This is a genomic window from Acidimicrobiales bacterium, from assembly GCA_041394265.1.
Lineage (GTDB): Bacteria > Actinomycetota > Acidimicrobiia > Acidimicrobiales > SZUA-35 > JBBQUN01.
In genome coordinates, this window is the sequence record JAWKIO010000005.1 from 4315490 (window position 1) to 4341098 (window position 25609).

Consider the following 25609-nt stretch of genomic DNA (forward strand, 5'->3'; position numbering starts at 1 on the left):
CTACGTGGTGCGCCACGGGCGAACGACGGCGAACGCCTCCGGGCTTCTTCTCGGTCGGGCTGACCCCGAGCTCGACGACGTCGGGCGAGAACAGGCGGCGTGCATTGGGGCCGCCCTGCCGGCGGGAATCACGGTCTATTCGAGCCCGCTCACCCGCACCCGGCAGACGGCGGCGGCCATTGCCGACGACGTCACGATCGACGAGCGGCTGATCGAGCTCGACTACGGCGACTTCGATCTCCGACCCCTGGCCGAGATCACCCCTGAGACCTGGGCGGCGTGGCGAGCCGACCCGAACTTTCGCCCTCCCAACGGTGAGACGCTCGTCGAGCTTGCGACACGCGTCGGCGAACTTCTCGATGAATTGGCGCCGCTTGCGGCGCAGCGAGATGTCGCTGTTGTCACACATGTGTCGCCGATCAAGGCGGCAATGGCCTGGGCACTGGGGGTCGGCATCGAGGTGTCGTGGCGATCGATGGTGGCGCAGGCCTCGATCTCGCGGATCGAGGTATCGTCACGCGGGCCGTCGCTGCATGCGTTCAACGACACCCATCATCTGGAGTGATCATGTCCCGCCGATCGCCAGCCCCCGCCACCTCACCTGCCGAGCCCGTCTCGCTGGCTCCCGGCTCAGAGGCCACGGTATCGGAGGCCACGGTCTCCATCGCCACCGGGCTGCCTCGACCGACCTGGCGCGGGCGGGTGCACTCGTGGGCGTTCTTCGCCTCGATCCCTGCGGCCATGACCCTGGTCGTCCTCGCCGAAGGAGCGAAGACCAAGGTCGCGGTGATCATCTACGGGCTGAGCCTCATGGCCGTCTTCGGGGTCTCGGCTGCCTACCACCGGCTCGCCCACAGCGACGCCGCACAACGACGGATGCAACGACTCGACCACTCGACCATCTATGTGATGATCGCCGGTACCTACACACCGGTGTGCCTCCTGGCGTTGCCGCCGGCGTGGGGGATCTCGGCCCTTGCCGTGGTGTGGACCTGTGCCGTCGCCGGCATCGTCCTCAAGCTCGTCGGACCAGATCGGTGGATGCGCTGGAGCAACGGGTTCTACCCGGTGCTCGGGTGGGCCGCGCTGGTGTTGACCCCGGTGCTGATCCGTTCGCTCACCGGTCCTGAGCTGTGGTTGCTCGTCTTCGGGGGAGCGCTCTACACCGTGGGGGCGCTGGTGTTCCTGCGTCGTCGACCGGATCCGCGGCCGCAGGTCTTCGGATATCACGAGATCTGGCATGCCTTCACCGTGGCTGCCGGCCTGTCGCACTTCGCGATGGTGACGCTCGTCACGATCTGATCCGTTTGCCGTGTCGGGCCTCGGCCGATGTTGCGGACGACCGCGATTGTTCGGCAAGTAAAGCTTCTCATGACGTAGGCCGAACGCGGATCTGTGCCTAGTCTGGACGGGTCGCAGAATCTTGTATCCCGGTTCTGCACGGCCGCCGGCGATCCTTGCCTGGATCTCGCTGTGTGTGGCCCGAGAGTCAGAAAGGCATCAACATGGCCAAGCAACGATCGAGTTTTGCCAAGCTCCAGCGCGACCGCGCCAAGGCAGCCAAGCGGGCGTCCAAGGTCGCCAACAAGACCGGTTCGGGTACCCCGCAGCCGGCGTCGGTCTACGACGCAGCCCCGCCCGTCACCGAGTTGAACCCCACGCCCACCTCGGCGTCGAAGCTGTTCGAGGGCAAGGGCGAGCTCACCGCCCCCGAACTGCTGCAGATGATCGAAGACGTGCACAAGATGCGCGACAACGGCACGCTCAGCGAGGAAGAGTTCGAAGAGGCGAAGGTCGAGATCTTCGCCCGCCTTCCCATGGACTGATCTGGCGATCGGCCACCGCTGCGGCGACGGCCGACGGTGTGACGTACGAGCCGGCCTTCGGGCCGGCTCTCGCCGTTTTGCTCGGCCGGTGCTCCTGGCGCAGAAGACCGTGCACGGTCCCCGCCCACGAGCCCACTGCTGTCTAAGGTGAGAACGAGCGCGCCGCAGCTCGGTCCCTTTGGCGATCGTGGCGGCCAGGACATCGATGCCGGAGGTGTCGTGGACAACAGTGAGGAAACGAGCAGCGGCTCGAGCGGTGCCGACGTCAGCGTCGAGCAGCGGCGTGCGGCCGCGGCCGAGTCGGTCGAGGCGATCCTCGGTGATCTGCGCCACGTCGTCGGTCGCATGCCCCATGACGACTGGCCGGCGATGGCCACCGCCGTTCTCGAACACCACGACCCGCCGATCGCCGACGACCTGCTCGGTGCCGATCACGTCGGGCTCCAGGCGGCGTGTCGAGGCGCCCTCGCTGCGTTGGCCGACAACGACTATGTCCGGGCGAAGGCAAGCATCGAGGACATCCGTCGATTCGAGGTCCGTCTCGGTCTCGAACTCGAAGACATCCGCACCGACGACCCCGCCTGACGCCCCGCTGCGTCGCCCATTCGGTGCGTCAAACCCACCGGCCATCCCGTTCTGTGCGTCAGACTTCCCGCTGCCGACGCGTTTGACACACAGAACGGGATTTGCGGTGAGAATGACGCACAGTTCGCGTGGGGTGCGCCGACCGGTCGGTGAGCGGCGGGTAGCCGGGGCTGGGTGAGTCGGCCTGTAGGCGGGGTTCTGTTCACGGGCCTGTTGCCAGGATCCCGATCGGTGACCATCCATCTGTGCGGTCCACCCGAAGGCTCCGACGCGAGCGCCGGGGACGGACAGCCCGTACCTTCGATCGACCTTGCTCCGAATGGGGTTTACCGAGCCGCTCGGGTCGCCCCGAGCGCTGGTGCGCTCTTACCGCACCGTTTCACCCTTACCTGTGACCGGCGAACCGGTCCATCGGCGGTTTGTTCTCTGTGGCACTTTCCTGCGAGTCGCCTCGACTGGCCGTTAGCCAGCATCCTGTCCTACGGAGCCCCGACCTTCCTCAGACGACGCATCGTTCCGGCCAAGGCCGGTGATCGGCGTCGACCGCGGTCACCCGGCCAACTCACCCAGGACGACGATCGTAACGCTCACGAGCGCTGGCTGCGGCGGCGATGCCAGTCGCCGAACAGGCCGCCGACGAGGCCGAACGATCCCGCCATCAACGCGAGCAGGGGATAGGTGGCCGGATTGATCGACTCGCCACGAGTCAGGCGCCAGACCGCACCGAAGAGTTGGATCATGACGTAGGCGCAGATCGCCGAAATGGCGCCGTGCTTCATCGGCGTGTCGGAACGGAGGAAGCCGGCCCCGAAGCCGGCGACGACGAAGCCGATCAACACGATCAACAGGAAGAGCCACGCCAGGCCGCCGACTGCGGTGGAGCGCAGGAACTGGGCGATCAGGGCAGCCGGCACGACGATCATGAGCCCGGCGAGAGCCGAGGAGCGGATGACGTTCCAGTCGATGTATCCCACGAGCAGAACGCTATCGGTTGCCGCTGCACCGGCACCGGTCAGGCCGACGGGCGTGTCCTGGGGAACGATATTTGCCTGATTGTGGCGAAATCAATGGGTTCGGGCCGTGAACGGACGATGAACAGGGAAAACTCTCCTCAACAATGATTGTTGTCACGGGAGGGCACCTATATGGTGTCGCCCGATGCGGACACCCCAGGAGCTCACTGAGCGGTATCGGTGCGACGGCCGAAAGGTCACACCGCAACGCTTGGCCGTCTTCGAAGCGCTGCACGGTGATCGCTCACATCCCACTGCCGAGGTCGTGTGGGATCGAGTGCGAGGGGTCATGCCCTCGATGTCGCTGCGCACGGTGTATCAAGTCCTGAACGACCTGGTCGAACTCGGGGAGGTGAACGCCGTCGACGTCGGCTCTGGTCCGGTTCGGTTCGATCCGAACGTCGGCGAGCATGACCACTTCGTGTGCGAACGGTGCGGACGGGTGGTCGATGTGCAGAGCGAGTCGCCGGTGCAGATCCGTCAGCCCGACGACGCGTTCTTCGTGGTCGATCAAATCCACGTCATTTTTCGGGGCGCGTGTCCCGATTGCGCACGGGAGGCGATCTGATGCAGACCGTCGAGCCGTGCTCGTGTACATCCGAATAACCAACCATCGTCGACGAGCGACGATCATCAAGGAGCAAGCCACATGGCAGAACTCAAGGGCAGCAAGACCGAAGAGAACCTGAAGGAAGCGTTCGCTGGTGAGAGCCAGGCCAACCGTCGCTACCTCTACTTCGCGCAGAAGGCCGACGTCGAGGGCTACCCCGACATCAGCGCGCTCTTCCGCTCCGTGGCCGAGGGCGAGACCGGGCACGCGTTCGGTCACTTCGACTTCCTCGCCGAGGTTGGCGACCCCGCCACCGGCGAGCCCGTCGGCTCGACCGAGGACAACCTCAAGTCGGCCATCGCCGGCGAGACCTACGAGTACACCGAGATGTACCCGGGCTTTGCGAAGACCGCCCGCGACGAAGGCTTCGACGAGATCGGCGAATGGCTCGAGACCCTCGCTCGCGCCGAGAAGAGCCACGCCGGCCGTTTCGGCGAGGGCCTCGCGTCGCTCGACTGATCCCCGCCGGTCCGCCGGTGGGACAGCGCTGCTGATACGCCCACCGCGAACCGACCACCTCTGGCGATCGGGGAGCTGCCGACCTCGGCAGCTCCCCGATCCACGTTCACGTCCATCCCGCCGTCACTCACTCGGAGCCCGCGCCATGACCATCACCTACGACCCGCACCATCCCAAGTATCTCGACGAGGACGACCTGCGCGAGGAACTGGATCGTGTCTACGACCTGTGTCACGGCTGCCGGCTCTGCTTCAAGTACTGCACGTCGTTCCCGACCTTGTTCGAGTTCATCGACCAACACGACGACCAAGACGCCAAGCGCCTGACCGACGACCAACGGTTCCAGGTCGTCGACGAGTGCTTCAACTGCAAGCTCTGCTACGTCAACTGCCCCTACATCCCGGGCCAGAGCGAATGGGAACTCGACTTCCCCCGACTGATGCTGCGGGCAAAACAGGCCAAGCATGCGAACGGTCACGTGTCGGCCCGCGATCGTCTCACCGACGAGTTCGTTGGGCGCACCGACCTGAGCGGCAAGCTCGGTTCGCTGGCGGCGCCACTGGCCAACAAGCTCGTCGGCGAGCCCGGCTCGGCGGGTCGTAAAGTCCTCGAGAAGGTCACGGGGATCTCGAGCGAGCGCATTCTCGACCCGTACGCCAAGCAGCGCTTCTCCACCTGGATGAAGCAGCACGACGCAGCAGCCCCAGCGGCCGACGACAAGCAGGGCGACGTCATCCTCTTCCCGACCTGCCAGGTCGAATACTCGAACACCAGCATCGCCAAGGATTTCGTGGCGGTGGCCGAACACAACAAGATCGAATGCAGTCTCCCCGAAGGCGAACGCTGCTGCGGAGCGCCCTTCCTCCACGAGGGCAACGTCGGCGAGTTCGTCAAGCAGGGTGAGCACAACGTCGAGGTGTTGGCCAAGGCCATCAAGGAGCGACAGGCAAAGGGCGAAGAACCCGCCATCGTGGTGATCCAGCCCACCTGTGGCTACGTCCTGAAGTACGACTATGCCGACTATCTCGAGGGTGCTGCCAAGATCGATGCCAAGCTCGTCGCCGAGCACACCTACGACGCCGCCGAGTACCTCATGAAGGTCCACAAGGGCGAGGGCACCGCGCTCGACACCGAGTTTCCCAACGAGGTGCCCGAGAAGGTCACCTACCACGCGCCGTGCCACCTCCGAGCCCAGAACATCGGGTTGAAGAGCCGCGATCTGCTCAAGCTCACCGGCACCAAGCCCACTGTTGTCGCCGAATGCTCGGGTATCGACGGTATGTGGGGCCTGCGGGCCACCAACGTCGAGATCGCCCGCAAGGTCGCAACCAAGATGGCGACCACGATCGAGAAGGCCGGCAACGACACCGTCGTCGGTGACTGCACGCTCGCGAACGGTGGCATCAAGCTGGAGACCGGCAAGGACCCGGTCCACCCGATCACCTTCGTCGCCCGTGCCTACGGCATCGAAAGCGAGCGTTGAGCATGAGCGACGACTACGTGCCTGGCGATCTCGTTCTCGATGACATTGTCGATCAACGAGCCTATGAACGCGAGCGTGAGGCGTTCCGGGCCCACGTGATCGCCCTGAAGAAGCAGCGCCGGGTGCACGTCGGCATCTTCCAGACGCTGCTGTTCGAGAACCGCGACACCATCCGGTTCCAGATCCAGGAAATGGCCAGGGTCGAAAAGATCAACACCGACGAGGGCATCCGCGCCGAGCTACGGGCCTACAACCCCCTCATCTCTCGCCCGGGCAAGCTGTCCGCCACGTTGTTCCTCGAGCTCACGACCGACGAGCAGCTCCGAGAGTGGCTGCCCAAGCTCGTCGGGATCGAGCGACATTACGAGATCCATCTGGGCACGGGCGACGATGTCGACATCATCGCCGCCCAGGTCGACGCCGGTCACGACTCGACCCTCACCCGCGAAGAAACGACCGCCAGCGTGCATTACCTGTGGTGGCCGTTCACCACAGAACAGGCCGAGAAGTTGGCCAACGGGCCGGCCCGAGTCGTGTGCACCCATCCGGCCTACCTCGAAGTCACCGAGCTGACCGACATCAATCGGGCATCGCTCTCGGCCGACCTGCTCTGATCACCGGCTCGACGACGAGGCCGAGGCCGACGCTGATCAGGAAGCCTGCTTCACGGTGTCGCCGTGGAGCTCGGCTTCGGTCATCGCCGGACCGACCAGCGCACCCTGGAGTTTCACGTGCGGGTACTGCGTGAGCCACGCCAGGTCGGCTCGATGGTCGACGCCCGTTGCGATGATCTCGAGCCCCAGCTCGTCGCACAGGGCGACGAGGCCCGACACGATCGAGGCTTGCCGCTCGTCGGCCGACACTCCCCGCACGACGTCGCGTGACAGCTTGACGCCTCGTACCAGCGAGGTTCGAAGCAGCGTGAAGTTCGACCCTGCGCCACCGAACCCATCGAGGTAGAGCGCAACACCGAGTTCGGCCAGTTGCGACATGGCGGAGATCGTGTCGTGATGCTCGATGAGCGTTGGCTCGGCGACATCGATGGCGATCGACGCCGGCGGCAGATCGAGTCGAGCAAGCTGGGCGGCGATCAACTCGACGGTTCCGCCCGCGGCCAACTGACGATGGAGCAGTGCGAGGTGCACCCGGTGCTCGGGTTCGAGCTCGTGGTCGGTCTGCAAACGCTGCAACGTGGGCAGCGCTCGGGTGATGAGCCAGTGGCCGATGGGGATCGCCACCTCGCTCGTCACCATGGCGGCTGCTTCGGACTCGAGCGAGTCGAGCGGCAACAGGTCGATGGTCTCGGCGTGACCGGCAGCCTGCGGAAGAGGCAGCGGGGCACCGAGCAACATGTCGGACTCGATGATGCGGCCGGTGGAGTCCATGATCGGCTGGTGGACGAGCGTGAGGTCGTGCCGCAGGAGGGCGTCGATGACCGCCGGGGCGAGTTGCGGCAGTCCGTCGGTCAGAGCCTGGCGAAGACGAAGCGCCGACTCGGTGGTGGGATCCGGCGCTCGACGTCGGCTCGAGCGACCGATGACGACGTTCGCCTCGGCTCCGTCGTCGAAGAGCTGATGGACGATCCCTTCTCGCTCCGACGCTCGACGTTCCGACGCCAACTGGATTCGCTCCAGGATCAGGTCGACGAACGCAACGAGCCCGGGCCGGATTCGGGCCTGTGAGTTGGCCGACAGCGGTCCGAGCAGCAGCGCCGCGCTCAGCGACGGAGTGGTGCGCCGCACCGCCAGCACTGGTGTGAAGCCGGTGGAGACGGGTTGCCGACTCGCTGAGTGGTCCTCGGGGTCGAGGTCGTCGCCGCTGGCCACCTCCCACTGCACGCTGTCGGCCTCACTGGTGATCAAGAGATGCGCACCGAGGACGTCGATCGCGTCCCTGAGCGAGTCGAGGGCTGATTGCAGCGGCACCCGTCCCTGCTCGTCGGGAGCGAGGTCGGCACGGAGCACGGCGAGTAGCTGGTCGAGGCGTGAGGAACGATGCAGCTCGCGCGCCGTGCGGAGCGCACTGATCAGGCGCCGCAGGTTGAGGGTGCTGGCGTCGACCGCGACCGGGATGAAGCGCTCGATCGGCCGGGTCTCGCCGTCGCTTGCCGACGTGATGATCGCCACCATCGGCGGTGGGGTGCGACCAACCGAGAGGCGGGCGTGAAGGTCGGCGAACGTCTCGTCGGGCCGGAGTTCGATCGAGTCGAGGACGAAGGTGGCGTCGTAGTGGATGGGCGAGGCGAGACAGCGTTCGGCGATATCGCTGGACTCGGCTCGATCGACCAGGACCTTCGAATCGAGAGCGCGGAGCGTTGCCGTCAAGTGGGGAGCGTGATGACCCGGACCGACGATCAGGACTCGCCAGGGTGTCCGTGAAGCGTTCACTCTGCTTCCGTAGGGCATGGAGGAAAGAATACGTGAAGTTCGCCACCAAGGTGTTGATGGTCCAACAAGCAACGATAGGGTGACCAGCTTTGTCCGATGCTCGGCGTTCTCCGTTGCTTGCCGTGCGGCCAACTGCGGCCACAACCAGCGGCTAGCGTGGCGCCGTGCAGTGGGTGAGCGGCGAGGGCGAGGCAGGATCCAACGACGCCTCCGACGCGCCGTCCGGCTGCCTCGTGTCGAGTGATCGAACCGTGGTGGCGACGTTCGGACCGTGGGGTCCGATCCTTGCCCGCTCCATCGACGACACCGCTTGCGGCTCCGGAGGCGAGGCCGGCGTGGCCGATCGGTGTGGGCTGGTCGCGGCAGTCGATGACTTCCTCGCCAGCTCGGCGGACCGCCGAGTCCGCTGGTTCGATCTGAGCGCCATCGATCTGGGGCAGCGGCGGCTGTCGCTGCAGCGCACGTTTTCCACCGGGAACGCCGCCCCGCAAGTCCTGATGACGTTGGCGTCGATCGAGGACGACGTGATCGCGGGCACGGCTCCTCCCGATCAGCTGCTCGACCGGATCCCGGCTCTGGCGTTCATGGTCGACGCCGAGGATCGTGTGGTCTATCTCAATCACCGAACCGCCGCATTGCTCGAATACGAGGTCGGCGAAGTTCTCGGTCGTCGACCGAACGAGATGTTCGGCAGTGGTGATGTCCGGGTCGACATTCTGCTCTCGGGCAACGAGGTCGCTCGGGACTTCGGCTATCACCTCGTCGAGATCTCGGCGACCGAACTCGGGCTGCCGATGGTGCGGCTGCACAAGTCGTCGCTGACGGTCGACGGTGAACGATATGTGGCGGCGCTCGGCCTCGACCTTGGAGGACACGCGGTTGGGCGCACCCGCTCGTCGGACCGTGAGATCCAGCTGGGGCGGCTGGTCGACCTCATCCCTGCGCCGATCTGGGTGATCAGCCGCAGCCGCCGCATCATCCGATTGAACGAGGCGGCGCGATCGTTGGCGTCGAGCACGACGTCCCATCTGATCGGCGCCTGCGTCGACACCGCCTATCCGAAGACGGCGCGCGCCGTCTTCGGCAACCCGGAAGACGACTTCGAGACGCTCGCCACGGGCGACGGCGTGGCGCCAACCTTTGCCTCTCAGCTTCGAGACCGGGTGTTTCGGATCGACCGGACGATGCTGCCGGGCCCTGGCGTGTCCCCATCCGCCATGGCCGTCATGCTCACCGATCTGTCGGAAGTGCATGGAGCACAGCAAGAACTCCAGATGAAGAACGAGGTGCTCGAGCACCGCAACGCCGAGCTCGACCAGTTCGCTCACATGGCATCACACGACCTCCGAGCACCGCTGCGTGCGATCTACGCCTTCACACAGATGGCGATGGAGGAAGAGGGCGACGAGCACCGCGACCATCTGGGAGCCATCCTCGGTTCGGTCGACCGAATGCGATCCGTCCTCGATTCACTCCTCGATTACGCCACCGCCGACGCACACCCGGTCTTCGCTCAGGTGTCGCTCTCGGACGTGGTCGCCTCGGTCCTCGGTGACCTGGCGAGCGACATCGCCGAGTCGGATGCCGTGGTGAAGGTCGGCGATCTTCCCACGCTGCATTGCGACGAGACGGCGATGCGGAGGCTGTTCCAGAACCTCATCGCCAACGCCATCACCTACGCCGGCGATGCGCCGCCGTCGATCACGATCACCTCGACCCCCGAGTACCGTTTCGTCGAGATCGTCGTGACCGATCGAGGCATCGGCTTCGCCCAGCACCAAGAGGACGACGTCTTCCGTCCGTTCAAGCGACTCTCGGCGGACTCGAAGGGCCAGGGCATCGGGTTGTCGATGTGTCGGCGAATCGTCGAGAGCCACCACGGCACCATTCGTGCGATCACGCAGGTCGGCGGGCCGACCTCGATGGTCATTCGGCTGCCTCGCCGGCGAACGCTGTGATGTCGGCCGACCGCACGCATCGCGAGCTCACGCCGACCTTGGGTGCAGCGCGTGATCTCACGATCTGGATTCTCGAGGACGATCCCGTCGATCAGCGGCTCGTCACGGCAGCGCTGGCCAACGCCGGTCAACCGCCACCGGCGGCGATGACGCAAACGGCCGAAGACCTGCTGGCGCTGGTCGATGCGGCCGAACGACCTCCCGATCTGGTCCTGGTCGACCTCAACACGCCCGGGGGCGGGGGGATCCACCTGGTCAAGGAGCTGCGGGCACGCACCGATTTCGCGACCGTGCCGATCGTGGTCCTCACCTCTTCGGTCAATCATCGAGACCAGATCGACGCCGTGCGCGCCGGCGTCAACGCCTTCCACGTGAAGCCCTTCGACTGGCGAGCATTCAACGAGTTGATCGCCCTCGTCGTGGCGTACTGGTCGCTCGACGGCACCGAAGCGGCGCGCGGGCACGCCCGCCGGTGACGCACCTCGCTGCTGGACCGCTCGCTGGCGTACACAACGTCCCACGCTCCCGCGGCGCGTTAGGTTGTCGCGGTGACTCAGACGAATGCAGCCGATGACCAGTCCGCAGCCGACGCCTTCATCAACGCCGGTGGCTGGCCCGCCATCCTTGGAGCCATCACCACCAACGTCGACCTGAACGAGCGTCAGGCTCGGGCGGCGATGAATGAAATCCTGGCCGGTCGAGCCACCAACGCCCAGATTGCCGGCCTCATCGTCGGGCTGCGGCTCAAGGGCGAGAGCGTCAACGAGCTGGTCGGATTGGCTCGTGGCATGGTCGACTCCGCCCAGCTCCTCCAACTCGACGTCGACGTGATCGACATCGTCGGGACCGGTGGGTCGGTCCACCGTCAGAAGCATGCGCTCAACGTCTCGACCATGGCGTCGTTCGTCGCGGCGGGCGCCGGTGCCCGGGTGTGCAAGCACGGCAACTACCGAGCGTCGTCCACCTCGGGCGCCTTCGACTTCCTGGCTGCGCTGGGCATCAACGTCGACCTCGAACCGGCGCAACTCGAGCGGTGTGTGACCGAGATTGGTATCGGGTTCGCACTGGCCCGTACCTTTCATCCGGCCATGCGATTCGCCGGCCCGGTCCGCACCGAACTGGGGATCCCGACGGTGTTCAACGTTCTCGGTCCGCTCGCCCATCCCGCCCAACCGAAGCGGCAGCTGATCGGAACGGCCAACGAGGCGCTGGCGTCGCGTATGGCCGAGGTGTACCAACGGCTGGGCTCGGAACTGGCGTGGGTCGTCTCGGGTGCCGGCGGCCTCGACGAAATCTCCACCACCGGTCCCTCGATCATCTACGTGGCAACCCCGAACGGCGTTCGGCGGACCGAGGTCGACGTCGTCGAACTCGGGATCACGCCGCCGTCATCGATGGACGAGTTGGCCGGCGGCGGCGCCGAGGACAACGTGGCGATCTTCGAGCGAATCCTCGACGGCACCGACACCGGCCCTCGTCACGACATCGTCGTGCTCAACGCCGGTGCCGCACTTGCGGTGGCGGGTCTCGCCGATGATCTGGGTCAGGGCATCGAGATGGCCCGGGCCGCCCTGGCCGACGGCAGGGTGGCGACCGTGCTCGAACGGCTCCGGACCTTCACGAATCAGTTCGCCGCCGCCTGAGCGGACGCTCCACCGCTCGATCCGACGCCGGGGGCTGGTACGACGGCAGCGGTGGATACGGCGAGGACAGCGTGCCCTCGGTTCGGACCACCCGGACGGAACAGGCATTGCGTTCGAGCCACGAAGCGGCGCACAGCACCTCGTCGAGCGACCCGAGGTCGACGCTCCAACGGCGCTCGTCGGTGCCGAACAGCTGGCCGGGTTCGGCTCGGCTCGGGACCTGGTCGTGGTGGTTGCCGAGCTCGATGGTGATGCCGTCAGCCGTCTCGATCGTGAGGCGCTCGACTCGCTGGAACAGCGACGCCCGCTGCTGGCGCTGGACGGCAGCGGCGAGCGCGCCCGCCCGATTTCGGTAGTCCGCGGCTTCCTCGAACCGTTCGGCCTCGGCAAGTTGGCGCATCTTCGCTTCGAGCGGATCGAGGATCAGGCCGTAGTCACCCGACATCGCCCGTGCGGCGAGCGCGACGATGTCGGCATAGCCAGCCTCGGAGGTGGCGCCATGGCACGGACAGGCGGCGGTGCCGAGCTGGAACGGTGAGCAGGCCGAGCCGTCGTTGGCGATCGTCGCCGTGCGGGAGATCCGGGTGGTGCATCGCCGCAGCGGAATGGCGCCGTGAATGGCGTCGACGACCAGGGCCGCCTGCTTGCGTGAGGTCAGCGGACCGATGGCGACGGCTGACGACGGTGCGCTGGTGGTGATCGACAACAGCGGGAAGCGCTCACTCGTGGTGAGCTGGACCCAGCATGGCTTCGCGGCGCGCTTGCCACGGCTGTTGAAGCGAGGCTGTTCGGCGAGGATGGCTCGCAGCTCGAGAATCTCGGCCTCGAGCGTCGATTCGGTCACGTCAACCGCGATGTCGGCGGTCTCCCGAAGCAGTTGGGCGACCTTGCGACGTTGATCGGAACTGAAGTAGCTGCGGACCCGTGCTCGGAGGTCGGTGGCCTTGCCGACATAGAGCACTCGCCCGTTGGCATCGAGAAACCGGTAGACGCCGGGCTTGCGGGGGAGCTTCGAGGTGAGCGACAGCTTTCGCCACTGGGGGTGTCCGGCGATCGTCGGGAGATTGACGAGGTCGTCGAGACCGGTGACGCCCCACGACGACGCCCGCTCGATCAAGAGGTGGAGCAGATCGACCGTGGCCCAGGCGTCGTCGAGCGCCCGGTGCGTGGGTTGGTGGGGGAGTCGCAGTCGTGTGGCCAACTCGCCGAGCGCAAACTTCGGGACCTCGTCGGCGAGCAGGCGGCGGGCGAGCGCCAGCGTGTCGAGTCGCTGGTTCCCGAGGAGGGGGCCGCCATAGCGGTAGATGGCGTGCTGGAGGAACGAGTGGTCGAACCGAACGTTGTGGCCAACGATCACGGCGCCGCCGATGAACTCGAGGAACGTGGGAAGTACGGCGTCGACAGGCGGGGCCCGATGGACGATGGCGTCGGTGAGACCGGTCAAGACGGCGACGTTCGGCGGAATGGTGCAGCCCGGATTCACCAGGGTCTGGAAGGTGCCGAGGACTTCGCCGCCACGAACTTTCACTGCACCGATCTCGGTGATCCCACAGGTTTCGGGCGAGCCACCGGTGGTTTCGAGGTCGAGGACGCAGAAGGTGACATCGGCCAGCGGTGTGCCGAGTGAGTCGAAGGAGAGCTGGCGGCCGGCGGGGGCGTCGCGGGGAATGGGCGAAACCATGAGCGATCAGGAAAGCCGAACGATTGTTCGATGTCAAGAACGTTTGTTCGATGGGGGCCGGGCGGATTCCCGGTGGTACCGGTCGGTACGCTGAGCCGATGGAGCACAAACGCTATCGCTGTACTGCCTGTGGCAACCTGACGCGGTTCGACGTCGAGATCACCCGGACCACTCGCGAGTACCACCATTTCTCGGTCGGCGGAACTTTAGAAGTCGAACAGACTGAAATTCTCAGCGAAACGGTCGATCAGATCTTGTGTCGATGGTGCGGCCACGGAAACGACGTGGTGCGTATTGACCGAGAGGAGTAGTCCCCGTGGAATCAGAGCCGCTGGCCAGAGCCTGTGAGTTGGCCTTCGCCGTGGCGCGTCAGGGAGTCGAGGCCACCCCGCCGATCGAGCCTCCGGTGGCGATGCGCAGCTTCTTGTACGTGCCGCAACTCCCTCGTCGTGCGATGTCGGTGGCCCAGCGGGTGATCGACGAAGATCCCGAGTTCCGTTCCCGCGTAGCGGCGCAGGCCACTGAACAGAACGTCGGCCGCGACGGCTATCTCTGGCTTCATCGACCCAGCGGCTGGGACAGCGACCCCTCGTTCGGCCGGGCCGACACCTCACAGCTCGTGGCCGGGCAGGCCGTTCCGCGACCGACCTCCAGCCTCCCGGATCTCTCCAAGCACGCCGGCCAGAGCGTGCTCGAGCCCATCGTGCCCGACCCCGTTCCCTCGCCAGACGCTCTCGCTGCACCCGCCACTGCTCCCGTTCCACCCCCAGCGCCGCCGAGCGCGCCGGCCCCTTCGACCGGCAGCATTCCCCCGCCACCCCCTCCGCCCCCTCCTGCCAGCCCGGTCGACGCCGCGCCCGCCCCGTCGACCCCTTCAGGTGCGCCGGCGCCGGCCGACACCCGAGCGAGCATCGAAGAAGAACTGGCCAGCCTGCGCGGGCTGGTCGCCCGCCTGGCCGAAGAGCGCCAGAACACCACCGCCCCGGTCGCCGGTCTCGAGACCGAAGTCGAGGAACGGCGAGCCGAGTCGAACGCATTGGCGACGCAGCTGACCAGCGCCAACAGCGATCTCCAGAACGCTCGGGCCGAGCGCGATCGTGCCATGACCGATCGTGAAGGTCTGCTCGCTCGTCAGCGTGAGCTCGAAGCCGAGCTCCAGTCGTTGCGGGCCCAGATCGAGCAGTCCCGTACCGCCGCCGCCGACGTCGAAGCCGAGCGGACCAACACCCTCACCTCGCTCGAACAGGCGCAGGCCGATCTGGCCGATGCCCAGCGCCTCATCGGCGAGGCGGCCGAGACCGAGTCCGGTCTTCGCAACCAGCTCGATGCCGCCGTCGCCGAGCGCGACGCAGCGTGGCGCGATGCCTCGTCGCTGCGAGTCGAGCGCGACCAGCTGAGCGACCGCGTGCGCGTGGCTGAGCAGGCTCGGGTCGACCTCGAGGCCCAGCTCGACGACGTGTCGGGCCAGTGGCAGGAGCTCAAAGTCGAGATCCAGACCCTGGCCGACGAGCGACGAGCCGTCGAAGCTGCGCTCGATGATCTCGCCCGCACCCGCGAGACCAGTGCCGCCGAGCGACGCAGCTTGTTCAATGACCTCGCCAGCCAGCTCGGTCAGGTCGAAGCTGAGCGCGACCATCTCGCCTCGCAGATCGACATCATGCGGGCTCGGATCACCGGTACCCGCTCTGCCCTGGACACGGCCACTCAGTCGCTGAGCGGCGAGGTCGACTCGGCCGATGCAGCGGCCAACGAGTCGGTTGCGGCCATTGGCAACCTCGACGCCACACTCGGCCAGGTCCACGAGCGCCTGACCAACCTCGGTTCGGCGATCGACAGCGAGCTGTCGTCGCCCACCTCGACCGACGCTGAGGCATCGCCGTCTTTCGACGTCGAGACATCGCCGTCGGTCGACGGGGTGGCATCCGACGCTGCCGAGGGAGCCGATGCTCCTGGGATGGGCTTTGGCATTCCCCAGCCGCCCATGCCGCCGGGGGCGCCAGACGCCGAGATCGAGATCGGTGGCTTCCTGCCCGACGACGTCGAGATCGAACAACCGACCGGTCGCACCGATGCGACACTCTTCGGCAATCCGCGAGAGATGAAGGAAACCCATCTCTTCGGAGACCCTGCGCCGGCGACGGACGAGACGGACGACACCGATGACGAGATCATCGACGCCGAGATGGCCGACGCCGAGTTCGTCGCCGACAAGCTGGCCGATGCCGACGAGATCGTTGACGACGAGATGGTCGACGCCGAGTTCGTCGCACCAGCGACGGGTGAGGCCGCCATCGAAGATGCTTTCCTTGCCGGTGATGACGACCTCGACCCTGTCGACGATGACGTCGCGACGTCCGACGTCGCCTCGTTCTACGACGGCCGCTCGAGCGCCGACGACGACCAGGCGCTGGCCAACGTGATGGCCTCCTACGGCTTCGGTGCCGACGACGACGAGACCGACGCTCCGGTCGATGAGTCCGACGCTCCGTACGGCGATGCCGACGAGGCGACCGATGAGGTCACCTTCGACATCTCCGACACGTCCTCGTTCATCGATCCCGATGCCGGTCGCTACGAACCCGTCGCCGAGCCGTCAGCGATGATCCCCGACGATGCCGAGGCCCGTCGCATTGCGTCGACCCCCGACATGGTGATGCTGATCGACGGCGATGCGGCTGCCACGATGGGCTGGCGGGATTCCGCCCTCGCCGATCGCCGGCGTTACCTGCTCGAGAAGCTCGACCAGGTCACCGGCGAGTACGGTCCCGCGGTCGACGTCGTGTTCGATCCGGCGGTCGGCGGCGAAGACCAGATGCCCGCACCCACCAAGGTGCGCCGCCGCCTGATCCAGCCCGGGATGACCCCAGGCCAGAAGCTGAGCGAGCTCGTCGACAGCTACCCGTCGCACTTCCCGATTGCGGTGGTCAGCGATCAGGACGACTTGAAGGCCCAGATGCGTCTGCGCAGCGTCGAAACCCTCGACGTGGTCCAGCTGCTGGACTTGATCGTCAACCTCCCCGAGGTCGACTGACCGCTCAGCGCCGGGAGCAAAGGCACGAGCGTTCGTTGCTTCAGCGCCCCGACCCAGACACCGGTGCCGTAGGCGGCATCATCGAGCAGACCCATCGCCACCTGGCGGGGGTCTGTTTCGCGTGCACCGATGGTTCGCTCCAGCAGCGACCACGCCATCCAGCGACGAGCGATCGGCCGCGTTGCCGGCACGGCAAGCGCCAGCGCAACCACCGGCCACCACACTCGCCCGGCGTTGCGAGCGACTGTGCGTGCCGCCCAGACGTTGCCGGTGGTGGTCATGCGTGCCGCCTCGACGAGTGGATCGCCGAGCGGGCCGAGCTTGGGAACGAGCGCCTTCGTGGTTCCGAGGTGGAGCAGGGCAGCCAGGCGGTTGCGACCGCCGAGCGCAAGCGCCAGCGTCAAGAGCGTCCAACCCGAGCTTCGTAGAGGAGCGACCGCAGCACCGTGGCGCCGGGCCAGCGGGCCGGCCGACGATCCGTAACCGACTCGCTGGCGGACGAACGCCGTCAGGTTCGGCCGGTGTGGGTGGGTGGCGATCGCTTGGGGAACGTAGCGAACGGTGCCGATCGAGCGGAGCCGCCATACGAGGTCGACGTCTTCGCCGAAGCGGAGCTCCGGATCGAACGGCCCGACCTCGCCGAGGGCTCGACGCCGCACGAGGAGGCACGCCGTCGGCAGGTAGCTCACGAGCGCACCGGGGCGTACGGCCGACGGCCGGGGACCGAGATCGAGCGGGGAGTGCTCGGCCTCGTAGTCGGCGAGCACCGACTGCGCGACGCCCTGAGCGAGGGGAGGCGACGAGTGCGACGGAGCTGCCGCCCGATCCATGATCCTCGGGCCGACCGCCACGATCGCATCGTCGTCGAGGTACTCGAGCAGTGTGTCGAGCGCCCCAGGTTCGAGTTCGACGTCGGCATCGACGAACAGCACGAGGTCGGTATCGGCCTCCGCCAGCCCTCGAGTCCGGGCGCCACCCGGTCCGAGGTTCGTGTCACAGCGCACCACCTTCGATGGCGAGGAGGCCAGATCGCTGGGCAGGACGATCGGTGTGGCTGAGGCATCGTCGACGACGATGACCTGCGCCACCGGTGGGAGGGCAGCGAGTGTCCGTTCGACGCCGTGCTGATCGCCGCGCACCGGCACGATGACGGTGACATCGTGCCGACCGGGCCCCGGACCCGGAGGCTGTGGGTGGACCATACCCCGCTCGAGCAGGCGTCGGGCGAGATCGGCCCGAGGTCCTGGCTGGCCGATGGGCTCTCCTCGGAACAGTGACGCAGCCGTCGCAGCACCGGACGGACTCAGTCGAACGATGCCCAGCGGCGTGCCACCGATCAACGACGTGCCGTCATCCCGCGTTCGTAGCGCAGCGTCCGGGACGACGCGCCATGTAGGCGGCAGTGCCGGGGTCATTGCAGGACGCGACGTAGGGCGCCGAGCACCGACATCGGGGTGCCGACTTCGGCCAGACGGCCACCGGCCGCTTCGATCAGTCGTCGGGCATGCTCGAGCTCGTCGGAAGGAGCGAGGACCAGGAGCTCGTCGAGACTCCGAGCGATCGGGACGGGATCGCCACCGGTGGTGACCTCGGCGTCGGAGAGCAGCAGCGTGATTCGCCGGGTGGCGCTGCTGGTGGCGAGTTGGCGCTGCGCCGCCTGGAGAGCGAGCGCCACGTCGGTGGTGCCGTGCCCCCGCAGCGCAAGCACCTCGCTGACGACGGTTTCGGCCGGCTTGGTGGACAGCAGCCCCTTGATCTCGATGGCTCGATCGCCGAACGCGACGACCGCGAACTGCTTTGGTGCCCGCCAGGCGCAGACGGCGGCGGCGAGGGCGGCGCTGGCGAGTCGAGCTCCGTTCATCGAACCCGACCGATCGACGAGAAGGCAGATCGCAGTGGCCGGTTGCTGCCAACGGGAGGTGAACAGGTCGTCGAGTGCGACTGGTCGCCGTTCGCTGCGAGCACCGAGGATGCCGTCGAGGCTCGAGTCGATGTCGATGTCGCTGCTCGACTCGTCGGCTCGGGCGACGGTCAGGCGGCCGACCCCACGGCTCTTGGCCTCGCCGGTGCGGGCCAGATCGAGCATCAGCCGACCAGCGAGCCGGCGGGCCAGGGCGGCGAGGTCACGATCGGTGGCCTGCGACATGCGGGCCAGGAGTTCGAGTGCGTCGTCGGGGGCGTCGTCGAAGAGTTCCTCGAACGCTTCGACGTCGAGCTCACCGAGCTGGGGTGAGACGTCGTCGAAGTTCGGGTTGCGCTCGAGATCCCGTCTGCTGATCGACCGGCGTCGATCGTCGCGCAGGGCCTGCTCGGCGTCGTCGCCGGTGAGGATCTTGTCGTCGTCTACCGAGGGGTCGTTCCCGCCGCCTCCGGGCGGCGGTGGGCTTTTCCCTCGGCATCGCCGTCGTCGTTGTTCGGCTCGGTCGGCTCCGGGCGCTCCATGATGCGGTCCCACAGCTCGGTGATGACGGCCTCAGGCGACTGGGTGGAGGAGTCATGGAGCCGGATACGGCCCGACAGCGCAGCCAACGCAGCATCGAGACCGACGTCTCTCGAAGCCGGGACGCCACCTCGCAACGCCGCCAGATCGTTGGCAAGGACGAGCCAGTCGATGGCACCACGGACCGACGACCCGACGCGGACCTCGGGATGGTTGCGGGTAGCTCGCACCAACTCGACGATGCGGTCGGGGACGAGATCGACCCGCTCGGGCGTGTTGGCCCGGGCAATGGCCACCTCGTCGTCAGCGCTCTGGTAGTCCATGGCGACACGGCAGACCCGGTCGTAGATGGCGCCCGAGATGCGAGCCGTGCCGACGGCGTCGAACGGGTTCATGGCGGCGACCATCCGGAAATCGGGGTGGGCTTCGATGCGTCCGAGGCGCGGCACGTTGAGCTCTCGCTCCGACATCACGGTGACGAGCAGGTTGAGCGTCTCCTCTGGCACCCGGTTGATCTCCTCGATGTAGAGGAGGCCGCCCGAGCGAAGCGCTTCGGCGAGTGGACCGTCGATCCAGATGTCGGGCCGGTAGCCGGTCTCGAGCACCTGCGCCGGATCGAAGTGGCCGACGAGGCGGGCCGGGGTGAGTTCGGCGTTGCCCTCGACGAACACGAAGCCCATGCCCGAGGCATTGGCCACGGTGCGGAGCAGGGTCGACTTCCCGGTGCCGGGTGGCCCCTCGAGCAAGAGGTGACGGCCGGCCATCAGGGCGGCGACGACGAGTTCCGTTTCCCGACTGCGGCCGACCACCCCCGCCTGCAGCGCAGCGAGGGTGGCCGGGGAGTAGCCGAGCGGTGCGGCGCTGACCTCGCTCAATCGAACGCGATCACGCCACGGATGTTCTTGCCGTCGCGCATGTCTTGGTAGCCCTCGTTGATCTGGTCGAGGGTGTAGGTCTTGGTGATGAGCTCGTCGAGCTTGAGCTGGCCGCCGGCGTACTGGCGCAGCAGCCGGGGGATCTCGGAGCGGGGGCTGCCCGAACCGAAGATCGAACCCTTGATCTCCTTGTTGTACATCGACAGGCCGAACAGATCCATCGTGACCTGGCGCTGCTCCATCGGAGCAAGGCCGGTGACGACGACGGTGCCGTCCTTCGAGATGATGTTCATGGCCGGCTCGACCAGGTCGCCGGTGGTGACGCCCGGGGTGAGGATGCACGAATCGGCCATGATGCCCCGGGTCATCTCCATGACATTGAGCAGGGCGTCGTCGAAGCTCGAGAAGAAGTGGGTGGCGCCGAACTCCTCGGCCTTCTCCTTCTTGTCGGGGTTGGTGTCGATGGCGACGATGTTCATGGCGCCGGCGAGCTTGGCGCCCTGGATTGCGTTGGCCCCGATACCGCCGACGCCCACGACAACCACGGTGTCGCCCGACTTCACCCCGGCCCGGTTCTGAGCGGACCCGACGCCGGTGGCCACGCCGCACGACACGAGGGCGACCGCATTGAGGGGGTACTCAGGTTCGACCTTGATGACCGAGGACTCGCTGAGCAGCATGTACTCGGAGAACGTGCCGAGCTGCGCCATCCGGTTGACCGGCTTGCCGTCGATGTGGTGACGGTAGACGCCGTCGGCGATCATGCCTCCGGCAAGGGTGGTGGCACCGAGGTCGCACAGATTCTGGCGCCCGGTGGCGCACCAGTGGCACTTGCCGCACGACGGCACGAAGCTGACCGACACGTGGTCGCCGACGGCGACGCTGGTGACGTTGCTGCCGACCTGCTGCACCACACCCGAGCCCTCGTGCCCGCCGATCATCGGGAGGAACGACTCGACGCCGATGAGGTCGAGGAGCTCCTGGGGAGCGGCGAGGTCGCCCGTGACGAGGTGCTCGTCGGAGTGGCACAGGCCGGCGTAGGCGGTCTTGACGATGACCTCGGTCGGGCCCGGCTCACCCAGCTCGACCTCTTCGATCTTCCATTCTTCGTTGATTCCCCACAGAACGGCTGCCCTGGTCTTCACGATCGTTGCTCCTTGCGAGACGGATGGCGCTCGGTCCGATGAGCACCGGAGCCGAAGCTAGCAGCCACGTCTCACGCGAGCGAAGCAGCGAGACCGCTCACCAGCAGCTCGAACAGCCGGCGACCCTCGTCAGCATCGGCACCGCTTGGATCACCGAGGACACCGGTCGGTGCGACCGGCGCAAGGCCCTCGGCCCGCAGCCGGTCGATGACCTCCGACAACGGTGTCGTGGTTCCGGGCACCGCTCGGTCGGTCCGCACCAGGTGAGGTGCCAGGTGGAGCATCAGCGAGGTTTCGGTGTGGCCGGCATGGGCGTCGGCACCGGGGAGCCGAGGCACGACGTAGTGGGCATCGTGGCCCTCGCTTCGCAGTTGGTTGACTGCGGCGTCGAGTGTGTGCGCGTTGCCGGCGTGGCCGGAGACGAACACGACTCGATCGACGTCGTGGCGGGCGGATCGGGCCAGTTCGACGAGGACCAGGTGGAGCGCCTCGTTGCCGATCGAGAGGGTGCCGGGGAACGCCTGGTGCTCACCGGAGGAGCCATAGGGGAGCGTCGGGGCGACGAGCACGCCGTCGACTCGTTCGGCGACGGCCTCGGCCCATGCCGTGGCGATGATCGAATCGGTGCCGATCGGCAGGTGCGGCCCGTGCTGCTCGGTCGCTCCCAGTGGGATCAGCAGCGTCGTGCGCCTCGCGTCGCCGACCTCGGGCGACGTTCGTGCGTCGAGTCGGTCAGGAGATGCTGCCATCGAGCTCGGCGACGGTCTCGATAGCGATGCCGCCCCGAGGGCGCTGAGAGAGGGTGACCGTGACCCGCTTCGGCTTGGCGCTCTGCATGACCTCGGAGGCGATCTCGGCGGCGAGGGCCTCGGCGAACACGGCGCGATCCCGGAACGACCACAGGTAGAGCTTGAGCGATTTGGACTCGATACACCGGGCGTCGGGCTCATATTCGATGACGACCGACGACAGGTCGGGCTGCTGGGTGACCGGGCAGACCGAGGTGAGCTCGTCGGTGGTGAAGCGCACGACTCGACAATGCAGCGGCGCCGGGAAGCACTCGACGTGCTCGACCGGCCCACGCACGGTGTTGCCGAGGATCGACAGGGCGGCGTGTGCGCCATCGGTGGGGGCCTGGGTCGACCATTCGTTCATCCCGCCAAGGCTACCGGGCCAGTTCCTGAGACTCAGAGCGACACCTCTCCCCGTTCTCGAGACCCAGAGCGACAGATCCGCCGCTCTGGGTCTCGAGAACGATGGGGGTGTCGCTCTACGTCTCGAGAACGTGAGGTGCGGAGGCGATTAGGGTCGGGGCGTGCGCATCGGGATCAGCATCAACAGCAATCAGCAGGGTCAGAGCGACGCCGACGCCGTCCGCAACGTGATCGACCGAGGTCGGGTGGCGGGCGAGGCTGGGCTCGACCACCTCAGCCTCGGCGACCACCACTCGATGGGACGCAAGGCGCCGTACGTCCAGAACGTGCCGATGATCGGCCGGATCATGGCGGATTGGCCGAGGGATCGACCGATCGGTCTGCTGTTGCTCCTCCCACTCTGGCACCCGGTGCTCGCAGCCGAGCAGATCGGCACGCTGGCGGCGATGAGCGACGCCCCGTTCATCGTGCAGACCGGCATCGGGTGGGGCGAGGACACCTTCGCGGCCATGGGTGTGCCGATGCGCCGGCGAGGGCCCGTCACCGACACGGCGATCGATGCCATGAAGCGGCTGTTCGCCGGCGATGTCGTCGACATCCCGTCGCTCAGGGTCGTGCAGGCGTCGATCTCGCCTCGGCCCCCTCGTCCCGTCGAGTGGTGGATTGGTTCCGGCACCGGGCCCGGGCCGATGGAGCGGGCCGCCCGCGAGGGTGATGCTTGGTACGCGGCACCGAGCCTGGTCGGCGACGACCTCGAGCGAGCGATTGCCGACTATCGGGATCGGTGCGCGGTGCACGGTACGACGCCCCGCGTGGCACTTCGGCGAGACGTGCTCGTCGGATCCGACGACCGCTCCACCCGAGCCACCGCGACCTCCATCGTCGATGCCGGCTATCGGGGACTCGGGTTGGAGCAGTTGGTCGTCGGCGGGGTCGACGAGGTCGCCGACCAATTCGCTCGGCTGGGCGCCATCGGGGTCGACGACATCGTGACTCGCACGATGGCCGTCGACCAGACGATGGCGCTTCGCAGCATCGAGCTACTGGGTGAGGTCCGACGCTCCCTCTCCGACTGAGTTTGTCGTTGCCGACGAGCCGACCGCCGCCGGCTGCTTGGTCGATGCACCCGACGCCGAGGATCCGGCAGCCGGGTGTTCACCGATGACGCCGCCGGCGAGGCGGCTGAAGAGGGCACCCAGATCGACGCCGACGAGGTCGGACGCGAGCTGCATGCCTTGTGTGACGTTGCCCGCCACCTGGCGAGTGACGCCGGAGGCGCCCTCGGTGGAGATGACGGTCATCTTGTCGATGCCCGCCATCGGGGCCGAGGCCTCACGAATGACGTCGGGCAACATGCGCGCCAACAGATCGATGATGGCCGCCTCGCCGTACTGCTCGTACGCCGTGGCCTTCTTCGCCATCGCCTCGGCTTCGGCCTCGCCCTTGGCGAGAATTGCCGATGCGTCGGCATCACCTTCGGCTCGGACGGCGGCCGCGATGGCTTCACGACGAGCCTGTTCGGCTGCGCCTTCGGCTCGGCCCTCGATCTCGGCTGCCTTTGCCAGCTCCTCACGGCGCTGACGTTCGCCGGCACCGACGAGTCGAGACTCCTCGGCCTTGGCTTGGGCGGCTTCGATTGCGGCGATGCGTGCCGCTTCGGCGGCGCGGATCGAGCGGGACTTGTTGGCTTCGGCCTCCTGCTCGACCGCGTAGCGGGCGGCATCGGCAGGCTTGCGGATCTCGGTGTCGAGCTCGCGCTCTTTCAACTGGGCCTGGGCCTGGGCGACCTTCTCCTGGGCCGCGATCACGTCCTGGTCGCGGGCCGCCTTGGCAATCGGACCGGCGGCCATCGCATCGGCGTTGGCGGCGTCGGTCTCGGCCTTGATGGCGGCCTTGCGCAGTTCGAGTTCACGGTTGGCGATAGCCACTTCCTCCTCGGCCTTGATTCGGGCCTGCTCGGCTTCGCGCCGGGCGATGGCTTCGGCGATCGAGGCCTCCTTCTCGGCCCGAGCAGCCTCGGGACGACCCAGGTCCTTGAGGTAGTTCCCCTCGGTCTGGATGTCCTGCAGCTGGAACGTGTCGAGCACGAGCCCCTGGTTGGTCAGAGAGGACTCGGCCTCCTCGGCCACCTCACGGGCGAAGGCGGCGCGGTCCTTGATGATCTCCTCGACCGAGAGTCGGCCGACGATGGCACGAAGGGAGCCCGCAAGCACCTCCTGGGTGAAGTGGTCGATCTCGTCCTGCTGTCCGAGGAACCGTTGGGACGCCGCCCGAATGGCGTCTTCGGTGCCGCCGACCTTGACGACGGCGACGCCCTCGAGGGCGCACTTGATGCCTTGGGCCGAGACCGCAGACCCTACCGACATGGCGATCTGACGAGACGACAGATCGAGCACGCCGAGCTTCTGCACGAATGGCACGACGAACACGCTGGCGCCCATCACGACCTTCTGGCCCGACAGGTCGGTACTGACGATGCCGGTCTCGGGATTGGTGACGGCCTTGCCCTTGCGGCCCGTGATGATGAAGGCCTCGTTCGGGCCCGCCACCTTGATGCGTGACAGGACGAACATGCCGACGGTCACAAGGAGGAAGACGATCACTCCAACGGCAGACAGGAGTGCGGTCATGATGGGTGGTTCCTTTCGAAGGTGGTGCCTGGATCAGTTCGCTGACCAGAAGTCGGCAGCGGCCTGCACGGTCACCTTGGTTGATGACTCCACGGACACGACGACGATGTCGGTCCCGGTGGAGAGCGTGGGACCCGAAGGTCCGGTGAGAGCCGTGAGCTTGACCGGCTGCCCGCCGAGGCGCACCAGCACCTGGCCGGTCGAGCCGGTGGGGATCTCGGTGATGACCCGGCCGGTGGCACCGAGCAGATCGTTCGAGGTCGGCGTGGCGTCGGTGGCCATGCCGATGGCGGCCCGGCTGGCTCGGACGGCGCCGAGGGCTGCGACGACGGCGGCGATGGAGCCTCCGGTCACCGCGAGCCCGACCGGAAGCCCGACCTGCCGATCGAGGACGGCGGTCCCGAAGCCGAAGGCAACCATGGCAGCAGCGATCGACGGGAGGGAGAGGAGGTCGCCGTCGGGCAGGACGCCCTCGAGCACATCGTCGAAGATGAGCGAGAACACGAGCAGCACTGCGCCGACGGCGCCGATGATCACGAATGCCATGCCACCCCTCCTTCATCGAGACATGGTGATCAACGGCGGGGATGCGGGACAGGTTCCAGCAACGGCGCGAAATCGAGTGGGTGGTCGTGCTCAGCCGAAGCTGCCCGCCGTCCCCGATTCGGCGCTGGGGACCGGGGGGAAGC

The 25609-nt window shown here is 67.0% G+C and carries 25 protein-coding genes and 1 other RNA gene; 14 read left to right on the forward strand and 12 right to left on the reverse strand.

Going from position 1 to position 25609, the window contains the following annotated elements; genetic code table 11:
* The first annotated feature begins 7 nt into the window (after window positions 1-7).
* The 4 genes from R2733_20785 to R2733_20800 all read left to right on the forward strand — a co-directional run bounded on the left by R2733_20785 (window position 8) and on the right by R2733_20800 (window position 2411).
* Window positions 8-565: a histidine phosphatase family protein gene (locus tag R2733_20785; GenBank protein MEZ5378947.1), complete on the forward strand. Its 558-nt coding sequence runs from the start codon at window positions 8-10 to the stop codon at window positions 563-565.
* Between the two features lie 2 nt (window positions 566-567).
* Complete coding sequence (locus R2733_20790) at window positions 568-1302, forward strand: hemolysin III family protein (protein ID MEZ5378948.1); 735 nt, start codon at window positions 568-570, stop codon at window positions 1300-1302.
* A 203-nt stretch (window positions 1303-1505) separates the two neighbouring features.
* The gene (locus tag R2733_20795; protein MEZ5378949.1) at window positions 1506-1826 is read left to right on the forward strand and encodes a hypothetical protein; all 321 of its coding nucleotides are present in this window, start codon (window positions 1506-1508) and stop codon (window positions 1824-1826) included.
* A 147-nt stretch (window positions 1827-1973) separates the two neighbouring features.
* The gene (locus R2733_20800) at window positions 1974-2411 is read left to right on the forward strand and encodes a hypothetical protein (GenBank protein ID MEZ5378950.1); all 438 of its coding nucleotides are present in this window, start codon (window positions 1974-1976) and stop codon (window positions 2409-2411) included.
* A gap of 171 nt (window positions 2412-2582) precedes the next feature.
* On the opposite strand, the gene rnpB is transcribed toward R2733_20800, so the two are convergent.
* Together rnpB and R2733_20810 are read right to left on the reverse strand one after the other, a co-directional pair.
* Window positions 2583-2976: RNase P RNA component class A (rnpB, locus tag R2733_20805), an RNA gene on the reverse strand.
* Between the two features lie 22 nt (window positions 2977-2998).
* A complete protein-coding gene (locus tag R2733_20810) occupies window positions 2999-3385 on the reverse strand; it encodes a hypothetical protein (protein MEZ5378951.1) in 387 nt (128 codons plus the stop codon).
* A 184-nt stretch (window positions 3386-3569) separates the two neighbouring features.
* Here R2733_20810 and R2733_20815 point away from each other — a divergent pair, with 184 nt between their 5' ends.
* The 4 genes from R2733_20815 (at window position 3570) to R2733_20830 (ending at window position 6590) form a co-directional block, all read left to right on the forward strand.
* Window positions 3570-3992 (forward strand): transcriptional repressor, encoded by a 423-nt coding sequence (locus R2733_20815; GenBank protein MEZ5378952.1) that lies wholly within the window; start codon window positions 3570-3572, stop codon window positions 3990-3992.
* Window positions 3993-4073: 81 nt separating this feature from the next.
* A complete protein-coding gene (locus R2733_20820) occupies window positions 4074-4493 on the forward strand; it encodes a rubrerythrin family protein (GenBank protein ID MEZ5378953.1) in 420 nt (139 codons plus the stop codon).
* A gap of 145 nt (window positions 4494-4638) precedes the next feature.
* Window positions 4639-5976: a heterodisulfide reductase-related iron-sulfur binding cluster gene (locus tag R2733_20825; protein MEZ5378954.1), complete on the forward strand. Its 1338-nt coding sequence runs from the start codon at window positions 4639-4641 to the stop codon at window positions 5974-5976.
* A 2-nt stretch (window positions 5977-5978) separates the two neighbouring features.
* Window positions 5979-6590: a DUF3501 family protein gene (locus R2733_20830; protein ID MEZ5378955.1), complete on the forward strand. Its 612-nt coding sequence runs from the start codon at window positions 5979-5981 to the stop codon at window positions 6588-6590.
* 36 nt (window positions 6591-6626) lie between these two features.
* On the opposite strand, the gene R2733_20835 is transcribed toward R2733_20830, so the two are convergent.
* Window positions 6627-8300: an EAL domain-containing protein gene (locus tag R2733_20835; GenBank protein ID MEZ5378956.1), complete on the reverse strand. Its 1674-nt coding sequence runs from the start codon at window positions 8298-8300 to the stop codon at window positions 6627-6629.
* Window positions 8301-8527: 227 nt separating this feature from the next.
* Here R2733_20835 and R2733_20840 point away from each other — a divergent pair, with 227 nt between their 5' ends.
* From R2733_20840 to trpD, 3 genes are all read left to right on the forward strand, one after another.
* Window positions 8528-10321 (forward strand): PAS domain-containing sensor histidine kinase, encoded by a 1794-nt coding sequence (locus tag R2733_20840; protein ID MEZ5378957.1) that lies wholly within the window; start codon window positions 8528-8530, stop codon window positions 10319-10321.
* Window positions 10321-10797 carry a response regulator gene (locus tag R2733_20845; GenBank protein MEZ5378958.1) on the forward strand — a complete coding sequence of 159 codons (477 nt, stop codon included), beginning with the start codon at window positions 10321-10323 and terminating at the stop codon, window positions 10795-10797. The genes R2733_20840 and R2733_20845 overlap by 1 nt, the downstream gene beginning before the upstream one ends.
* 72 nt (window positions 10798-10869) lie before the next feature.
* Complete coding sequence (gene trpD, locus R2733_20850; protein ID MEZ5378959.1) at window positions 10870-11964, forward strand: anthranilate phosphoribosyltransferase; 1095 nt, start codon at window positions 10870-10872, stop codon at window positions 11962-11964.
* Here the strand turns inward: trpD and R2733_20855 are convergent.
* Window positions 11939-13645, reverse strand: a complete 1707-nt coding sequence (locus tag R2733_20855; GenBank protein ID MEZ5378960.1) for a DEDD exonuclease domain-containing protein — start codon at window positions 13643-13645, stop codon at window positions 11939-11941. The genes trpD and R2733_20855 overlap by 26 nt on opposite strands.
* 98 nt (window positions 13646-13743) lie before the next feature.
* On the opposite strand from R2733_20855, the gene R2733_20860 reads away from it, so the two are divergent.
* Both R2733_20860 and R2733_20865 read left to right on the forward strand, forming a co-directional pair.
* Window positions 13744-13956, forward strand: coding sequence for a hypothetical protein (locus R2733_20860; protein ID MEZ5378961.1), 213 nt, complete (start codon window positions 13744-13746; stop codon window positions 13954-13956).
* Between the two features lie 5 nt (window positions 13957-13961).
* Window positions 13962-16676 carry a hypothetical protein gene (locus R2733_20865; GenBank protein MEZ5378962.1) on the forward strand — a complete coding sequence of 905 codons (2715 nt, stop codon included), beginning with the start codon at window positions 13962-13964 and terminating at the stop codon, window positions 16674-16676.
* Here R2733_20865 and mftF read toward each other — a convergent pair.
* The 6 genes from mftF to queF form a co-directional block, all read right to left on the reverse strand.
* Window positions 16577-18091 (reverse strand): mycofactocin biosynthesis glycosyltransferase MftF, encoded by a 1515-nt coding sequence (gene mftF / locus R2733_20870; GenBank protein ID MEZ5378963.1) that lies wholly within the window; start codon window positions 18089-18091, stop codon window positions 16577-16579. The genes R2733_20865 and mftF overlap by 100 nt on opposite strands.
* A complete protein-coding gene (locus tag R2733_20875) occupies window positions 18088-19131 on the reverse strand; it encodes a vWA domain-containing protein (GenBank protein MEZ5378964.1) in 1044 nt (347 codons plus the stop codon). The genes mftF and R2733_20875 overlap by 4 nt, the downstream gene beginning before the upstream one ends.
* Entirely contained in the window at window positions 19020-19991 is a 972-nt protein-coding gene (locus tag R2733_20880; protein ID MEZ5378965.1) for a MoxR family ATPase, read from the reverse strand. Before R2733_20880 ends, R2733_20875 begins: the two co-directional genes overlap by 112 nt.
* A complete protein-coding gene (locus R2733_20885; GenBank protein ID MEZ5378966.1) occupies window positions 19988-21136 on the reverse strand; it encodes an NDMA-dependent alcohol dehydrogenase in 1149 nt (382 codons plus the stop codon). Before R2733_20885 ends, R2733_20880 begins: the two co-directional genes overlap by 4 nt.
* A gap of 71 nt (window positions 21137-21207) precedes the next feature.
* Entirely contained in the window at window positions 21208-21885 is a 678-nt protein-coding gene (gene mftE, locus R2733_20890) for a mycofactocin biosynthesis peptidyl-dipeptidase MftE (protein ID MEZ5378967.1), read from the reverse strand.
* Complete coding sequence (gene queF / locus R2733_20895; GenBank protein MEZ5378968.1) at window positions 21869-22291, reverse strand: preQ(1) synthase; 423 nt, start codon at window positions 22289-22291, stop codon at window positions 21869-21871. Before queF ends, mftE begins: the two co-directional genes overlap by 17 nt.
* Before the next feature lie 160 nt (window positions 22292-22451).
* On the opposite strand from queF, the gene R2733_20900 reads away from it, so the two are divergent.
* On the forward strand, window positions 22452-23366 hold the full coding sequence (locus R2733_20900) for an LLM class flavin-dependent oxidoreductase (GenBank protein ID MEZ5378969.1): 915 nt from the start codon (window positions 22452-22454) through the stop codon (window positions 23364-23366).
* On the opposite strand, the gene R2733_20905 is transcribed toward R2733_20900, so the two are convergent.
* Both R2733_20905 and R2733_20910 read right to left on the reverse strand, forming a co-directional pair.
* A complete protein-coding gene (locus R2733_20905) occupies window positions 23331-24920 on the reverse strand; it encodes an SPFH domain-containing protein (GenBank protein MEZ5378970.1) in 1590 nt (529 codons plus the stop codon). The two genes, R2733_20900 and R2733_20905, sit on opposite strands and share 36 nt — an antisense overlap.
* 33 nt (window positions 24921-24953) lie before the next feature.
* Entirely contained in the window at window positions 24954-25466 is a 513-nt protein-coding gene (locus tag R2733_20910; GenBank protein ID MEZ5378971.1) for a hypothetical protein, read from the reverse strand.
* Between the last annotated feature and the right edge of the window lie 143 nt (window positions 25467-25609).

Excerpts from the sequence above, each read along its gene's own strand:
- R2733_20910 (MEZ5378971.1), bottom strand. The coding sequence starts at position 25,466 with ATGGCATTCGTGATCATCGGCGCCGTCGGCGCAGTGCTGCTCGTGTTC.
- R2733_20905 (MEZ5378970.1), bottom strand. The coding sequence starts at position 24,920 with ATGACCGCACTCCTGTCTGCCGTTGGAGTGATCGTCTTCCTCCTTGTG.
- queF (MEZ5378968.1), bottom strand. The coding sequence starts at position 22,291 with ATGAACGAATGGTCGACCCAGGCCCCCACCGATGGCGCACACGCCGCC.
- R2733_20855 (MEZ5378960.1), bottom strand. The coding sequence starts at position 13,645 with ATGGTTTCGCCCATTCCCCGCGACGCCCCCGCCGGCCGCCAGCTCTCC.
- R2733_20845 (MEZ5378958.1), top strand. The coding sequence starts at position 10,321 with ATGTCGGCCGACCGCACGCATCGCGAGCTCACGCCGACCTTGGGTGCA.
- R2733_20795 (MEZ5378949.1), top strand. The coding sequence starts at position 1,506 with ATGGCCAAGCAACGATCGAGTTTTGCCAAGCTCCAGCGCGACCGCGCC.
- R2733_20820 (MEZ5378953.1), top strand. The coding sequence starts at position 4,074 with ATGGCAGAACTCAAGGGCAGCAAGACCGAAGAGAACCTGAAGGAAGCG.
- R2733_20860 (MEZ5378961.1), top strand. The coding sequence starts at position 13,744 with ATGGAGCACAAACGCTATCGCTGTACTGCCTGTGGCAACCTGACGCGG.
- mftF (MEZ5378963.1), bottom strand. The coding sequence starts at position 18,091 with ATGACCCCGGCACTGCCGCCTACATGGCGCGTCGTCCCGGACGCTGCG.
- R2733_20815 (MEZ5378952.1), top strand. The coding sequence starts at position 3,570 with ATGCGGACACCCCAGGAGCTCACTGAGCGGTATCGGTGCGACGGCCGA.
- R2733_20825 (MEZ5378954.1), top strand. The coding sequence starts at position 4,639 with ATGACCATCACCTACGACCCGCACCATCCCAAGTATCTCGACGAGGAC.
- R2733_20830 (MEZ5378955.1), top strand. The coding sequence starts at position 5,979 with ATGAGCGACGACTACGTGCCTGGCGATCTCGTTCTCGATGACATTGTC.
- mftE (MEZ5378967.1), bottom strand. The coding sequence starts at position 21,885 with ATGGCAGCATCTCCTGACCGACTCGACGCACGAACGTCGCCCGAGGTC.
- R2733_20790 (MEZ5378948.1), top strand. The coding sequence starts at position 568 with ATGTCCCGCCGATCGCCAGCCCCCGCCACCTCACCTGCCGAGCCCGTC.